Genomic DNA, 14,238 nt, shown 5'->3' with positions numbered 1-14,238 from the left:
GGACAGGATATGTCGGCGGCCCCTGCCGGGCGTCGCGGAGATCTGCTTCGAAAATCTTTCCACCGGCTTTTCGAGCCTCCCACGATCTGGTAGACGAATTTACGTTTGCGTAAAGGTCAATCGGGAGGTTTTTGATCCATGCTTCCAGCAGTCCTCAAGGACAGGCTCCGCCTGCCCGTGGTCGCGTCGCCGCTGTTCATCATTTCCCATCCGGAACTGACACTGGCGCAATGCAAGGCAGGCGTCGTCGGCGCCTTCCCGGCGCTCAATGCGCGGCCGGAAAGCCAGCTCGACGAATGGCTGGCCATGATCACCGAGGATCTCGCCGCCTATAACGCCGCCAATCCCGACAGGCCTGCCGCTCCCTTTGCCGTCAACCAGATCGTTCATACCTCCAACAAGCGCCTGGAGCACGACCTGATGATGTGCGTGAAATACAAGGTGCCGATCGTCATCTCCTCGCTCGGCGCCGTGCCGGAGGTGAATGCCGCCGTGCACTCCTATGGCGGCATCGTGCTGCACGACATCATCAACAACCGCCACGCCAATTCGGCGATCCGCAAGGGCGCCGACGGGCTGATCGCTGTCGCTGCCGGCGCCGGCGGGCATGCCGGCACGCTGTCTCCTTTCGCGCTGGTGCAGGAAATCCGGGAATGGTTCGATGGGCCGCTGCTGCTCGCCGGGGCGATCGCCACCGGCGGCGGCATCCTTGCCGCCCAAGCCATGGGCGCCGACATGGCTTATATCGGCTCGCCCTTCATCGCCACGAAGGAGGCGCGCGCCGTCGATGGCTACAAGCAGATGATCGTCGATTCGAATGCTGCCGACGTCGTCTACTCCAACTATTTCACAGGCATCCACGGCAACTACCTCAAGGGTTCGATCACCGCCACCGGCATGGACCCGGACGCCCTTCCGGTCGCCGATCCGTCCAAGATGGATTTCGAACAGGCGGTCAGCGGGCCGAAGGCCTGGAAGGAGATCTGGGGGGCAGGCCAAGGCGTCGGCGCGGTCAAGGCGGTGGTTCCGGTCGCGGAACTCGTTCACCGGCTGGAAAGCGAATACCGGGCGGCGCGCGAGCGCCTTACGATCTGAACTAACGGCTGGATAATAACCGCCATTTCAGGAAAATCGTCGAGAAGCCCAAAACCCGGCTTGAAATCGCAGGTCATTGCCTGTATCAGCCGCATCACTCGCAGCCCCGGCAAAACCGGCCGCTGCCCGTGCCGCTTTAGCTCAGGTGGTAGAGCACATCATTCGTAATGATGGGGTCGCAGGTTCGAGTCCTGCAAGCGGCACCAGTTCCTTTTAAATCAAAGACTTGCTGCCGGCTTCCACAGGTGGGACATTCCGGTGAGGCATTTCTTGTTCGTTCCCACGTACCTTCTCAAGTCGCGGCACGGCCTATTCTATTTCCGTTGGCCACTACCGAAGCAGCTCCATCCGCAACGCAAAGCCGAAACGATCAAGCTATCACTACAGACGCGTGATCCTCATAAGGCATTGCGCTTGTCTCGCTCTTTGATCCAGATAGGCGAACAATTGAACGACCATGGAATTGCGTACGGGATGCGATACGACGAACTGCACGGCTTGCTGAAGACGCATTTTCGCGAACTTCTCGACAAGGTCAGAAACGAGATAGATGTCCAAGGCCGTCTGAATGAAAAGACGAGACAGGATTACGAGCTACGGCTTGCCACGACCGAGCGGGAAATAGTGGAAGGTCGGCCTCTGTCCTTTGATACCAGTTACCAGACCCTGCTCGCGGGTTTCATGGCCCAGTACAGAGTACCTTTCTCGAATGTGGACGAACAATACGGTTGGCTGGAACGAGATTTCAAAAAGGCCGTCCGCAGCTTTTTGAAAGCGGCGCTCGATCACGATGCATCCTACGATCAGTTTGACCTAAGCGCGCCGGTTGACCGCACTATATCTGTTGCGGACCCGCAGCCCAGACCCTCGCCTGCCCCATTGGAACAGCCTAGCAGCACGGGCGTAACGATAGACGAACTCGCCAAGCGGTTCATCATGGAGCGAACCCGGGGTGGCAACTGGGTAGCGACTACAGTAAGCGGCAAGGAGGAATATCTTAGCCTGCTTACCGAGCTATTCGGTGCTAACCGGGACATTGCCACGCTGACCCAACAGGACGTGACAACCGTTAAGGACACGCTGTTTGCCCTCCCCAAGCATCGCCACAAAAAGCAGGAGACTATAGGGAAGCCGTTGGCGGAGGTACTCATCATGACAAATCTGCCCCGTCTGTCGGTGCCCTCGATCAACAAGTACCTACAGACCTACAATGACTTTTTTGGCTACGCCCACCAACACGGCCATATCAAACAAAACCTGTTCGCAGCCGTTGCCATTAAACAGAACCGTCAGCGGTTGCAGGCAAAGAGGCGCGAAGGGTTTACACCAGAGCAGGTACGAACCATTTTGGACGCCATAGTGGATGGTGGCCTTGTGCATGCGCGGAAACCACATCAAAAATGGGGACCGCTGGTTGGCTTATATACGGGTGCAAGGCTGAACGAGATCGCGCAGATCGATCTTACAGACATCAAGCAAGAGGATGGTGTCCTGTTTTTCGACCTGAACGATGAAGGCGATGAGAAGAAGCTGAAAACCTTGTCCGCAAAGCGCAGGGTTCCAGTACATAAAGACCTGATCGCACTGGGTTTCTTGGACTATGTACAGACATTGCGCCAGCGGGGCGTATCAAAGCTGTTTCACGATCTTAGCACTTCCGTTGAACACGGGCGTGGTCGAGCTATTGGCCGTTGGTTCAACGAGACCCTGCTTCCATCCCTTGGCATCAAAACGAAGCTACTAGTATTCCACAGCCTGAGGCATACGGTCATCACTGAGCTGATAAACGCGAAGGTTGACGGACCTCTTATCAAAGCCCTTGTGGGACACAGCCAACAGGGCGTGACGTACCAGAGTTATTTCGGCGGCCATACCCTGCAATTGCTCAACGAAGCAATACAAAAACTCGACTTCAGCCGGAAACCTGCTGCAACCGATCAAGCAGAGCATGCACGTCTAGCTCAATGATGTCCGCCAGGGCGAGAAGCTCCAGCAAATCAACCCGCCGTTCACCGCTTTCGATATTGGCAACGAACGGTTGGTGCCGTCCTAGCGCCTTGGCTACTTGCGCCTGAGACAAGCCCTTAGCACGGCGCTGCTCTGCAATCGCCGCTACCAGCACCTCTTGCCTTTTTGAGTGCAGCGTTTTCGCCATGCTCGGTTGACTGTCCCTTCAACCGTGCGGTAATCCGAATTTCGGATTATCCAAAAATCGGATATTTGAGCCGTGTTGGGCGCAGGGGCAGGCACTTGGAAATCATCATCATTGGGTTGCTGGCATTCGCTGGGTACAAGTTTTTTCGGCATACCACGAGCGCAGGCAAAGAGACTGTTCGGGCTTACGTCTACCTCGAAGCCTTGAAGATTAGCGGATCGCAACACGGTGCAAACCAGGATGCTGATACGATCATGCGCGACCTTGCTTCCGATCAGATGAGGAATGTCGCCCTTATGGCCAAGCATCAGTTGCAGACCGTGCATGGCGGCAAGCAGCTTCCAGTTATCGGATATGCATATCGTCGCGGTATGAGATCAGCGATGCCCGCTTGGTATCGGAACATGGCTCTGTCAGCGCCGCAGACTGTCGCACTGGATGCCACTTATGGCGGTGGTACGCCCGCTCCCAAAGCTGACGAGGCGCAAGCCAGCAGGCAGCCAAGCGTGGGTAACAACTACAACGCTTTCTACCAGAGCTTCGCGGACGAGGTTCACCGGCTTTCCGGCAGGAGCGGCAGTGAACTGAACGTTATAGACTTCCTGGGAGACGAGCCGCTGCAACGAGCATATCGTGACAGAGTTGACCCCCTCGTTCTCGCTGCCTCGTTTTGTCACAAGCACGGCCTGACTACGGAACGCTACCAGACCTACGACAGCTATTATGCTGCCTTCAAGGACGAGCTTAGACGTTTTGCCGCCGATACAGCGCAGTTTCGCGGTTGGCTTGAGAGAGCCGATCCGGCCCGGATCAACAGCAGCTTCGAACGGGGCGTTCATCCCCGGCTTGCTGCAGATGGGTATTTCCAGTTCGTGACCCAGCATTGACGGTATGAGTGTCATCACCGGCATGAGCCTTGCGGTCTGGCTAGTCGTACCGCTTGGCGTCCTATTCTCTCTCACTTGTCCGGCTGTAGCCGATATAGTGCAACCGGCCTACCAGCGATGCGGGACCGGCCCACGAGTAAATTGCATCGTGGACGGTGATACGCTCTGGAACGATGGTGTCAAAATCCGTATTGCCGACATCGACACACCGGAAATCAGTCAGCCCCATTGTGCAGCCGAAAAGGCGCTAGGCGAACGGGCAACTGTAAGGCTCATGGAACTGGTCAATGACGGCCCCTTCCACATATTGGCATGGAGAAACCGAGACAAAGACAGGAACGGGCGCGAACTCCGAGTACTGGTACGGGGAGGTCGATCCCTTGCGGCATTCTCGTGTTCGGAAGGTTTGGCCCGGACATGGACCGGGCGAAGGCAACCGTGGTGCTGATGGCATTAGAATAATGGCGGGACAACAGACGTTAAAAACAACGCGATTTTACCAGTTCAGCACAGGAATATTGAAGGATACCAAGATCTAAATTAAGTTTAGCGATATCGAAAATTCCCGCATTCGACCGTAGGGAGGCATCGGGCCATCGCAGCACCATTGCCTATCCCGACCCGAGTTTGCGCCCTGACGGGCCTCTGCGACCGAAAGAGGCTGCATCGGAAAGAACCCCGTCCAATCAAACTTATGAAATCGACAACCCTTATGCGAAAGCCGTGATTAAATACCAAGACTTTGCTGTACTTCTTATGCCGTGCATCGGTGTCGTATTGTAAACCAGACTAACGTCTTGCACGTTACTTCATCACAGCCCGGTCGTACTCAATCGTGGTCCAGTTCAAATTCCGAGGACTATGAACTTCATCCAGCCGGGGCCTGGTATGTTCCATATGTTTAGCCATTGATTATGAACCGGTCAGTATGGAAGGTGCGACCGCCATGGCCAAATGGAATGCACAGTCCACATGATCGTAGGCCATTGAAAACGAATAGGTATTTTAGCTGGCGCCGTCATTGTTTTCTATCCTGTGTCGATATCTATATGTATTCAATTGTTATATCTCTGTATTATATCCAATTACACAATCATATTTATGTATCTATGGTATTATATAGACAGCATATCTATCGATGCCTAATGTATTATAGCTACATTACTGAGATATGTACTATATTATATTATATCAATTTTCCTAGTTTTCGCTATGCTATCATTTTCCGGATTGCATACTATACACGCTACTGTTGTTAACTGTTCATATATACATTCGTATATCTGCTTAAACCGATACAGGAGTTGTTATTCCTAAAAGGGGTCCAGTACCAAAAAAGTCCGTTTCGAGCTTCATATCTTATTGATTTTGAATGATGTTTTGAACCGTCGCCTTCGAGAAGCCAATTTCCTCAGCCACCTTGCGAATGCTCAGGCCCTGCTCTCGTAAACCAAATACCCTAGTGCGGACTTCCTCGGTCACAAGAGCCGGTCTACCGCCTGCACGGCCCTCGGCTTTGGCTCTGGCAATTCCTTCCATTTGCCGCTCCTTGCGGATGTCGGTTTCGAACTCAGCGATCAAAGCTAGTATACCCATCACAAGTTTGCCGGTTCGGCTGCTGGTATCGATTGCGGCGTCGTCCAGTACCTTGAATGAAACCCCGCGCTTATCGATGTCGCTCACTATCTTGTACAGGTCCGCCGTGGACCGGGCCAATCGATCAAGCTTGGTCACAAGCAGCGTATCCCCTTCCCGCAAATAACGTACGCATTCAGCCAATGCCAGACGCTCACCGTCTAGGCCGGATCGCTTCTCAGTAAAAACCTTTGTAGCTCCGGCTGCTTCTAGCCTCGCAACCTGACTGGAATGGTCCTGCTGGCTAGTTGACACCCGCGCATAGCCGACAACTGCACCCATAGTTCGTACTCCTATCTTTTAGACTTATGTGTACGAACCATTAGTGTACTCTATCTGTACAGTCAAGAGTGCTGTGCTGAAAAGGTATACCTTTATGTACGGAGCGACGTGAAACCCACTAAGCTGGATGTACCGCGTCCGTTGCGGTCACGCCTGTTGGATGCACCATAGGAAGAAGTCGGCACAGCCTTGTAGACAAGAAACGTAGGCGATAACCAACAGCCATTACGGTATCCCCTGCGGACAAGACCCTGTACCCGGGCCTTATGTGCCTTCTGTCATGACGAAGGCTGGCGCGAAATATCGCACGCATTGCCGAGAGCGAATTGCTACACGCCAGACCGACAGCGCCCTATGGGGAAACGGCTGTACGAAGGAACTTAAATACCCTCTCGCAAAAATTTCTAGTTTTTCGACATGCACGGAACCATTAGCATTCTATAAGAATACTTGCCAAAATAGCAAAATCTCTAACCTGCTACAGTCAGGGTCAGCGCCTCCAAGGGATGCACAGCACAGACTTCCCCTCCTCCGTCTGCAAGCAAAAGTCCCCGTAGTGAAAGCCCCACCGCATGACGGTAGATTCGCCTGCCGGAAGCCCTGAACCTGAAGCAAACTCTCCGATCCCTGAAGGTAAAATTACTTTGTCGGGCTCGATGACTGTGGAACAGCTACGATTAACAGCTAAGGTTCTGTTACATTTTATTTTTTGCCATTGCCATAGCAGTCATATATATGGTTGCATACTAGAGACATTAACACCTATATCGAGATCCAAGCGCATATGCCTAAGCTCTTTGTCGAAGCAACGAATAATGACCAGCCAATTCGGCAACTCTTCGAAACTGCAACAAGATCATTGCCGGATCCCAGCAAGCTTCAGGATTTTTGTGTTGGTGTCCGAACGTCTGGTAGACTGTCGATTAATATGCGACCTCACGTCGTGGGAGCGGTGCTGAGTAAGGGATATTATGAAAATATTTATCAGCAAGCGAAAAAGTTGTCCGGCATTAGTAAGCGATCTGTTGAGCAAGAACTGAGGCGACTTCTGGGTGAGTACTTTAGCAAGCGAATAGCCCTTGATGCAGCTTTGGAAATACCCGACACGATATATTATGCCGCCGTGAACTTAGGTGGCCTCGGCGCCCCTAAATACGGAAGTTTCTGCGTGATTCTAAACGGCTTGGCCGTAGATCAAGATAAGGCTGTGTTTGTAGCGTCCGACAGCTTACAAAACTACGTTGATGACAACGCTAACGTAAATGTTGCCGGGCTGATAGCCAATGCCTGCTCGAAACTGTCGCTTCCAGAATTGTGCTGCTTAAAGCACGCTGGAGATCCACTTATCCACGATTCGCTGTCGTGGTCACGAATGGCTTGCAACGACAACACTTATGTAGAGGCGATTGTCGATGAGCAACTTACACCTACTTCTATCGCAGAAATTAGGATAGCCAGAACCGAATACGATGCCTTGATGGACCTGGCCCTAGGTGGCATGTATGGTAAAACCCGAGGCAATGCAGATCGTGCTTTGGCGCAGGACTTTCTAGAAATCGTTGCTCAGGCGGAGGCTTATAAAATTCCTCTCAACGCCATGGAGATCACTGCATGATAAAGTGTTTATTTGTCTCACCGGTTGATGGATGGGCAATCGTTGAAGATAAAGATGACACTTTTTTGATTTACCCACCGTACCGAAGCGAACAGAAGAAGCGGATTGAGAAAACCGCCATCAAGTCTACCATTGAAACAGGCGGCTTCATCCCTTCGGAAGAGGTCTTTACTGATTATCAAGCGACGGTTGATTATCTCGATCGTCTAGTCGGGGATTACCGCAGCGAAGTTGCGCCAATTGAGTCATCTAAGACTTTAGCACTTAGGGCGCTACAGTATGCAGATGCGCGGCACATAAATAATCTTCTTGAGCGCATCGAAGTTGATATATTAGAAACAGCAGATTTCAATCTCGCAGAAGGAATAATCTTGGAAATACTAGAAGTTCCACTTTCCAAGAAAGATAATCAAATTTTTGAGAGATGCATAGGTTTACTCAAAAAGTGCACCGCTCTTCGAGAGAAGCGTGCTCATGTGCATATCAAAGCGATCGATGTTCCCTCAAGATTTCCTCACTGCACCAAAAGATATGGAGTGGAGGATTTGGTTGCGATAGGCGCCGTGTATTCGAAGCGTCGTAGTATGTTCGCATTTTAGGGACGGTGCTGATGGAAACCATTACATTTTATTCATATAAGGGCGGCGTAGGGCGAACGTTAGCGTTGGCCAATGTAGCCCACTATCTCGCGCTATTGGGGAAAAAAGTTGTTGCTATAGATTTCGATTTGGAGGCGCCAGGGCTCCATTATAAGCTTGTAAATAAAAGATCTGAGCGTACAGCCATCAGGCATGGATTGATCGACTATCTCGTCGAGACAATGGAAACTGGTCAGGCGTCGGATGTTTCAAAATACTTGATCAGCATATCCTTGATGAAGGGAGCCGAAGGAAGCATTTTGATGATGCCCGCTGGAGCGGCTCCAGAGAGGGAATATTGGAGAAAGCTATCTAACATCGATTGGCAGGATTTCTTATATAATTCACCTACCAGTGGCGCCTTGAGATTTCTGGAACTCAAAGAGCAAATACGAGAAGAGATAAACCCAGACTTTCTTCTTATTGATGCACGTACGGGCATTACGGAAATTGGCGGCGTGGCTACCACGCTCTTGGCAGATAAGATTGTTTGTCTTGTCACCCCGATGCAAGAAAATCTTGACGGCGCCCGTATGGTTCTCAGAGCATTGCGTCAATCTCCAAGACCGCCCGAGATGCCTACTCCCCAAATTTTCCCTGTTGTCTCGCGCTTGCCGCACGGCCTCCAGAACGAGAAGCAAATCATCGATAAGACGCTGAATTTTCTCAACGAGGAAGCTGAAGATCTGCAAGATACGTTGAATTTTGGCGAACTTGTCGTTCTTCATAATGACCTTGACATCCTCCAAGGAGAAAAAATTCTCGTCGGCGGCAGCACTTCGGCGGAAAAATCTCAGCTTTTGCAAGATTATCTTTTGTTATTTGCGAAATTGAGCGCTGAAACTATTCGAGAGAGCGTAACGCCGATCATTGATCGTGCTTTAAACAAATTGATGGAATTCCCGGATGAGTCCCAGAAGGAGATTGAAAACCTTGCTTACTCGTTCAACATACCTCAAGCATTTCGGGAATTACTTAAACTTTACCGGCTGAGAAATGTTAAGGGCGACGAAATTTTACAGGCCGCAGCGCGTTTGTGGTCGTTTAGAGAAGAGCAAGATCACGCGCTAATAGAATCCGTCGTGAATGCCAATTTTAGTGAAGTTTACGCGTATGCCATGCGCACTAAAAACTATTCACTAGATTTCATTCATGAAGTTTGGACGAACAGCAATCAGCCGAGTATGAAGGTGGCAGTTGATCTTGCAGAAAGCTACGATAACCTCTCCAATAGAGACGTTGCGGCGAGCGTTCTTCGTCGCGCATTTGCGATAGACCCGACGGATGAAAATGTATTTTCAACTTTAATTGTTCAGCTTGTAAGAAATGAGTCTTATAGGGAAGCTCGCTCTCTGATTTCCCAAAATCAGGATTTGGTTATTTCGAGCGATAAGTTATTAGCAGCTTGGGCATCTGTTGAAGAGGCGGATAACGAAGTTGCTGTACCCGATGTGTTAATTGCTCCTCCTTCATTACGTCGGCTGGCTGAATCGGGAAACCAAGATTCGGTTCTTAATCTTTTGCTTAAAGCAGGGCTTGTCGAAGATGCTATTAAATATGCTGGCGAATACCTAAAGACAGGCCTTATTGAGGGAGATCCGCACCTCATTTTCGCATCTGGTAGAATTCTGCATCTAAACGATCGACGTAAGGAACTTAGCAGCGAGATTCAGAATGTCTATGAGCCTACCTTTTATAGACGCATTATCGCTGCGATCGCCGACAATGAACTTCATGCTATGCCCGAAAATTACGAACTGGAACCAGCCGCTCGGTCCGCTAGAAGATATCGGTAGCGGAACAATCTTGGCTACCTTAACTCACGCACAGAATTATGCCTTGCAGTCTTCTAAGCGGGGGTAAGTTAAAGCTACTAGGGATATCAGGACCTCGTGTTTCACTCCCCGCCCATGACGCCCTTGCATAAGAAGCCTCAGACCTCCTAAAGAAATGCCTGCAGGCGGACGCAGTGTAAGCGCTGTTCGTTCAGAGATTTCTTATGCGTTGGCATCTTTCGACCGTATCGGGCGTTAGCTCGTCGCTGTTGCGTGAGATATTGCTGCATATAACCCATGTATAAGAAGGACATTTTCTCCCCACTATACCGTTAATTACGCGCCTCAACCGCGCGGCTCATATGTTGCCGCACGCTGTCCACTCGTATAAAGCCGGTACATCAAAGAGAGACATCGCGTTTAACCACCTCCTGCATAGACTCTTGGTATTCAAAGCCTTAGATATCAGGAAGCGCTTCTGTACGCGGTGCCATTTCACTCCGTAAATCATCATCGATGATTTTGTGCGTTGGCATCCTCCGGATGCGTAGAGGACACCCGCACCCTTTGCATATTCAGTGAGCTTATGTAATGCTGGGGGACAAGGGGGACGTTGTGTCTCCCTTCCCATCCCCGAAAGCCCGGTTTCTAAGGCTTTTAAGCGATGGTGGGCGCTCCCTCCTGCGCCACCTCTCCCGCACACCTCTTGTTGTTCAATGCGCCGCAGCGGCACGGCTCGCATATTGCCGCGTACTGTCTGCTCGTATAAAACTGGTACAATAAGGTGAGACATCGTGTTTCACCGCCTGCCCGCAGACCCCTTGGTTTGCAACGCCTTTGATCTTAGGAAACGCTTCCTGCAAGCGGCACCAGTTATATCTCAAAAACTAAGCCTTTGGCGAGGACGCCCTGTCGTTAAGGGCCGTTGGTGTATCATAGGGCTCCAAGTGATCACCGCTTAGTAACGACAATATTTTTTGATAGGAAGCAGCATGTCGCTGTCTACGCCTGGCCTATGGAAGAGAGTGCGTTTCAGCTGGAAAAATTCTACATGACTGTAGCCGCTCCATCTTGCAGCAAGCGGCGATATGGGTAGGTTGCGCTTATGGTTTTAACGCGAGAGCATGCTTCGATATCTGACGCGACTGGCGTGGGCTCCTACACCGCGCCAGAAGCAGCTCGCTTGCTCCGAACCTCTCCGCTTAATGTGAACCGTTGGCTTGGAGGTTACATTTACCGACGATCCGGCGAGGAGCGCCGTATCCAGCCTCTTTGGCCCACTCAACATGCCGACATTCAGGAGCACTTGGAAATCGGCTTCCGTGACCTGATTGAGCTTCGCTTCGTAAAGGCGTTCCTGGACGCCGGCGTTGGACTGCTCGCCGTCCGAAACTGCTTGGAATATGCAAGAGAATGCGCGAAGGACGATCGTCCGTTTTCCACACGCCGGTTTCAAACGGACGGCCGTACTATTTTCCTCGAAAGTATTGAGCGGACTAGCGAGCCGAAGCTCCTCGATCTCAAAAAACGGCAGTATGTTTTCAAACAAGTAATCGAGAAGACTTTCAAAGATCTCGACATTCAGGACGACACAGTAGCTCGCTGGCGCCCCTTCAATGGAAAACAGTCAATCATTATCGATCCCGACCGAGCATTCGGGCAACCGATTGCCTCTCAGTTCGGCGTCCCTACTGTCGCACTTGCTGAAGCTGTGGAAGTCGAGGGGTCCGCCGAGGATGTCGCCCGACTTTATGATGTGCCGGTCGCTGTCGTTCGTGACGCCGTGCATTTCGAAGACGGCTTGAAGAGAGTTGCGTGAAGGTTCTTGTCGATGAGAACCTCCCGCCTGTGCTAGCTCGCTCCCTAGGCGCATTATTCGCTGGAAAACACGAAATCATTCACATCCGAGATCGCTTCGGGCCAGGCGTCAAGGACGTGGACTGGATTAGTCAGCTCAATTCGGAGGGTCGATGGATTGTGCTGTCGGGCGACAGGCGTATCACGCGCAACAAAGCTGAATACAACGCATTCCGAAACTCTCAGATGGTAGGTTTCTTCCTTTCCAAAGGGCTCTATAAGTCGCCGATCGTCAAGCAAATGGAACGCATTCTCGCGCTATGGCAAACGATCGAGACACAGTCTGCCATAGTTCAGGGTGGAGCAATGTTCGAATTGCCTATGACGAGCACGCGGATCAAACAAATGTAATATGTGACAACCGCCGTCAGAAACCTTTGCAACCGAAACCATACTGCGATAGCGCAATTTTTGAGCCGAAGACGGTCGGGCTTTATGCCATTGTCCCGGTCGAAGCTAACCTTCGCAGTCAGACCTTGCGATATCTCGGCCAGAAGGTCGGCGGGCGTCAACCTGCCACAAGGCTCGTTTCGTCGTTGAGGCAATCGTTTTGGAGCTGCATCTGGACGGCGTGCATGAACAGGCCGGCCTGGCGGGAGATTTCCTCGTCTGCCACACCCTGGGCTCTGAGAACTGCCGCAAAACTGGCCATTTCCGATCTCCAGAAACGGTTCGCTTGTTCGCCGTGAAGCCGCAGAAGCGCTTCGGCGCAACGTTTTACGTCAGCGGTGCGCCGATCGGCGGGGAATTGCAGCAGCGTCATGCCATCTCCATATTGTCGGGCGAATCGCCCAGGGATTGCAGCACATTGGCCGCCAGTCCTTCACAAAGGCTGAACGATCGGAGGTATCTGGTGCAGGGAAGGTGGATGTCGAGACCAGCGCTGCGAAGACGATGACCTCGAAGACAGCTGTTTGCAGTTTCCCAACTGGCAAAATTGCCGGAATTGACGCTCGCCAACCCTTGCCGTCGGGGCTTTGCCCGCCTACCTAAAGCTCACACTGCGATTGCCGTAAGGCTTCGCACGTAAGCGTTAACGTCACTCAACGCGCTGATCGACCGGGCATTGCCGGTTTCGGTCTGCGCGGCTGTGTCCGGCAGGTCGATATCGACATCCCGTGAAAGGATTTAGATGAACGACCTTACGATCCAGGACCAGACTTCCTCCACCCCAAAGATCGAGCGCATTCGTCACGAACTTAAGCGTCGCGTGCTGACGGTTGAAACCGTCGAACGTATCACGCCGCAGACGCTGCGCGTCACGCTCAGCGGCGAGGATCTTTCGGATTTCGTCAGCGCTGCGCCGGACGACCACGTCAAGATTTTCCTGCCGACCGAAACCGGCGAACCGGAGCGCCGTGACTATACGCCCCGGCGATACAATCAGAACGCCAGGTCGCTGGTGCTCGATTTCGCCGTCCATGATGCCGGTCCCGCCACGCGATGGGCGCTGGATGCCGAGCCGGGCAGTACGTTGTCGATCGGCGGCCCGCGAGGCTCGGCCGTCATCTCCGGCGTGAAGCGCTGGCTGCTTATCGGCGACGAGACCGGACTTCCGGCGATGGGCCGCCGTATCGAAGAGGCCGGCGAAGACGCCGTGATCACGAGTATCGGGCTGGTCACCGGGCCTGAAGAGGAACAGGTCTTCGAGACGCCGGCGTCGCTGGAGACACTCTGGGTGCACCGCCCTCTTTCCCACGCCACGGACGCCTCCGGGCTGATCTCGGTACTCGATACGATCACGCTTGAGCCCGAGACCTTCGTCTGGGTCGCCGCCGAAGCCTCGGTTGCCCGTGCGGTTCGAGCCTATCTGGTCGAAAAGCGCGGATATCCGCTCGCCTGGATCAAGGCCGCCGGATATTGGGCCGAGGGCAAGGCGGATGCCCATGAGACGATCGGGGACTGAACGACATGACGAAAAGCCCGCCATCCTGGCCGGATGGCGGGCTTTTTATTGGCCGAAATGGGATCAGCCGTGCTTTCGCGGGGTCATCGGGTCGCTGATCCGAGCCGCCTGGAACGTGTCCGGCAGCTGCGTCAGCTCGATCGCCGAAACGATCCCGGCACGATTGAAGGGATCGCCTTGCGCAAAAGCCTGCGCCTCTTCGAGGCTCGCGGCCTCCAGGATGCCGAAATTGCCGAGCGACGAACCGCCCTCGTCGACAAGCGCCGAACCGATCAGGACCGCGGCAAGGCCTTCACCGCCCGACTGGACCCAGGCCCGGTGCGACGGGCGATGGGTATCGCGGGCGGCATCCTGGCCTTCATGGTGCAGGCAGCGCATCAGGAGAAACATCGG

General features: G+C 52.8%; 14 protein-coding genes, 1 tRNA gene and 1 pseudogene. 12 read left to right on the top strand and 4 right to left on the bottom strand.

Going from position 1 to position 14,238, the window contains the following annotated elements; translation table 11 throughout:
* Positions 1-138: 138 nt before the first annotated feature.
* From C5J24_RS09590 to C5J24_RS09580, 4 genes and pseudogenes are all read left to right on the top strand, one after another.
* Positions 139-1,095, top strand: a complete 957-nt coding sequence (locus C5J24_RS09590; RefSeq protein WP_105417468.1) for a nitronate monooxygenase family protein — start codon at positions 139-141, stop codon at positions 1,093-1,095.
* Between the two features lie 130 nt (positions 1,096-1,225).
* Positions 1,226-1,301, top strand: a tRNA-Thr gene (locus C5J24_RS09585).
* Between the two features lie 52 nt (positions 1,302-1,353).
* A pseudogene (locus C5J24_RS32640) lies at positions 1,354-1,518 on the top strand (DUF6538 domain-containing protein); the annotation flags it as partial.
* A gap of 51 nt (positions 1,519-1,569) precedes the next feature.
* A complete protein-coding gene (locus tag C5J24_RS09580) occupies positions 1,570-3,063 on the top strand; it encodes a site-specific integrase (protein WP_172723900.1) in 1,494 nt (497 codons plus the stop codon).
* On the opposite strand, the gene C5J24_RS09575 is transcribed toward C5J24_RS09580, so the two are convergent.
* On the bottom strand, positions 3,008-3,250 hold the full coding sequence (locus C5J24_RS09575) for a helix-turn-helix domain-containing protein (RefSeq protein ID WP_105417464.1): 243 nt from the start codon (positions 3,248-3,250) through the stop codon (positions 3,008-3,010). The genes C5J24_RS09580 and C5J24_RS09575 overlap by 56 nt on opposite strands.
* 95 nt (positions 3,251-3,345) lie before the next feature.
* Between C5J24_RS09575 and C5J24_RS09570 the strand changes: the two genes are divergently transcribed.
* Both C5J24_RS09570 and C5J24_RS09565 read left to right on the top strand, forming a co-directional pair.
* Entirely contained in the window at positions 3,346-4,137 is a 792-nt protein-coding gene (locus C5J24_RS09570) for a hypothetical protein (protein ID WP_105417462.1), read from the top strand.
* Between the two features lie 4 nt (positions 4,138-4,141).
* Positions 4,142-4,585: a thermonuclease family protein gene (locus C5J24_RS09565; protein ID WP_205836931.1), complete on the top strand. Its 444-nt coding sequence runs from the start codon at positions 4,142-4,144 to the stop codon at positions 4,583-4,585.
* 911 nt (positions 4,586-5,496) lie between these two features.
* Here the strand turns inward: C5J24_RS09565 and C5J24_RS09560 are convergent.
* On the bottom strand, positions 5,497-6,054 hold the full coding sequence (locus tag C5J24_RS09560; RefSeq protein WP_105417460.1) for a recombinase family protein: 558 nt from the start codon (positions 6,052-6,054) through the stop codon (positions 5,497-5,499).
* A 784-nt stretch (positions 6,055-6,838) separates the two neighbouring features.
* On the opposite strand from C5J24_RS09560, the gene C5J24_RS09555 reads away from it, so the two are divergent.
* From C5J24_RS09555 to C5J24_RS09535, 5 genes are all read left to right on the top strand, one after another.
* Positions 6,839-7,669: a hypothetical protein gene (locus C5J24_RS09555; RefSeq protein ID WP_105417458.1), complete on the top strand. Its 831-nt coding sequence runs from the start codon at positions 6,839-6,841 to the stop codon at positions 7,667-7,669.
* Positions 7,666-8,268 carry a hypothetical protein gene (locus C5J24_RS09550; RefSeq protein WP_105417456.1) on the top strand — a complete coding sequence of 201 codons (603 nt, stop codon included), beginning with the start codon at positions 7,666-7,668 and terminating at the stop codon, positions 8,266-8,268. Before C5J24_RS09555 ends, C5J24_RS09550 begins: the two co-directional genes overlap by 4 nt.
* Before the next feature lie 11 nt (positions 8,269-8,279).
* Positions 8,280-10,103 carry a KGGVGR-motif variant AAA ATPase gene (locus C5J24_RS09545; RefSeq protein ID WP_105417454.1) on the top strand — a complete coding sequence of 608 codons (1,824 nt, stop codon included), beginning with the start codon at positions 8,280-8,282 and terminating at the stop codon, positions 10,101-10,103.
* 1,129 nt (positions 10,104-11,232) lie between these two features.
* Complete coding sequence (locus tag C5J24_RS09540; RefSeq protein ID WP_245446598.1) at positions 11,233-11,901, top strand: hypothetical protein; 669 nt, start codon at positions 11,233-11,235, stop codon at positions 11,899-11,901.
* On the top strand, positions 11,898-12,290 hold the full coding sequence (locus tag C5J24_RS09535; protein WP_105417452.1) for a hypothetical protein: 393 nt from the start codon (positions 11,898-11,900) through the stop codon (positions 12,288-12,290). Before C5J24_RS09540 ends, C5J24_RS09535 begins: the two co-directional genes overlap by 4 nt.
* 157 nt (positions 12,291-12,447) lie before the next feature.
* Here C5J24_RS09535 and C5J24_RS09530 read toward each other — a convergent pair whose 3' ends face one another.
* The gene (locus C5J24_RS09530) at positions 12,448-12,702 is read right to left on the bottom strand and encodes a DUF6074 family protein (protein ID WP_105404137.1); all 255 of its coding nucleotides are present in this window, start codon (positions 12,700-12,702) and stop codon (positions 12,448-12,450) included.
* Positions 12,703-13,071: 369 nt separating this feature from the next.
* Between C5J24_RS09530 and C5J24_RS09525 the strand changes: the two genes are divergently transcribed.
* A complete protein-coding gene (locus C5J24_RS09525) occupies positions 13,072-13,845 on the top strand; it encodes a siderophore-interacting protein (protein ID WP_105417450.1) in 774 nt (257 codons plus the stop codon).
* Positions 13,846-13,908: 63 nt separating this feature from the next.
* Here C5J24_RS09525 and C5J24_RS09520 read toward each other — a convergent pair whose 3' ends face one another.
* Positions 13,909-14,235, bottom strand: coding sequence for a YciI family protein (locus C5J24_RS09520; protein ID WP_105417447.1), 327 nt, complete (start codon positions 14,233-14,235; stop codon positions 13,909-13,911).
* Between the last annotated feature and the right edge of the window lie 3 nt (positions 14,236-14,238).

The organism is Neorhizobium sp. T25_27, assembly GCF_002968565.1.
Taxonomy (GTDB): domain Bacteria; phylum Pseudomonadota; class Alphaproteobacteria; order Rhizobiales; family Rhizobiaceae; genus Neorhizobium; species Neorhizobium tomejilense.
This window is presented reverse-complemented; position numbering and strand designations above follow the sequence as displayed.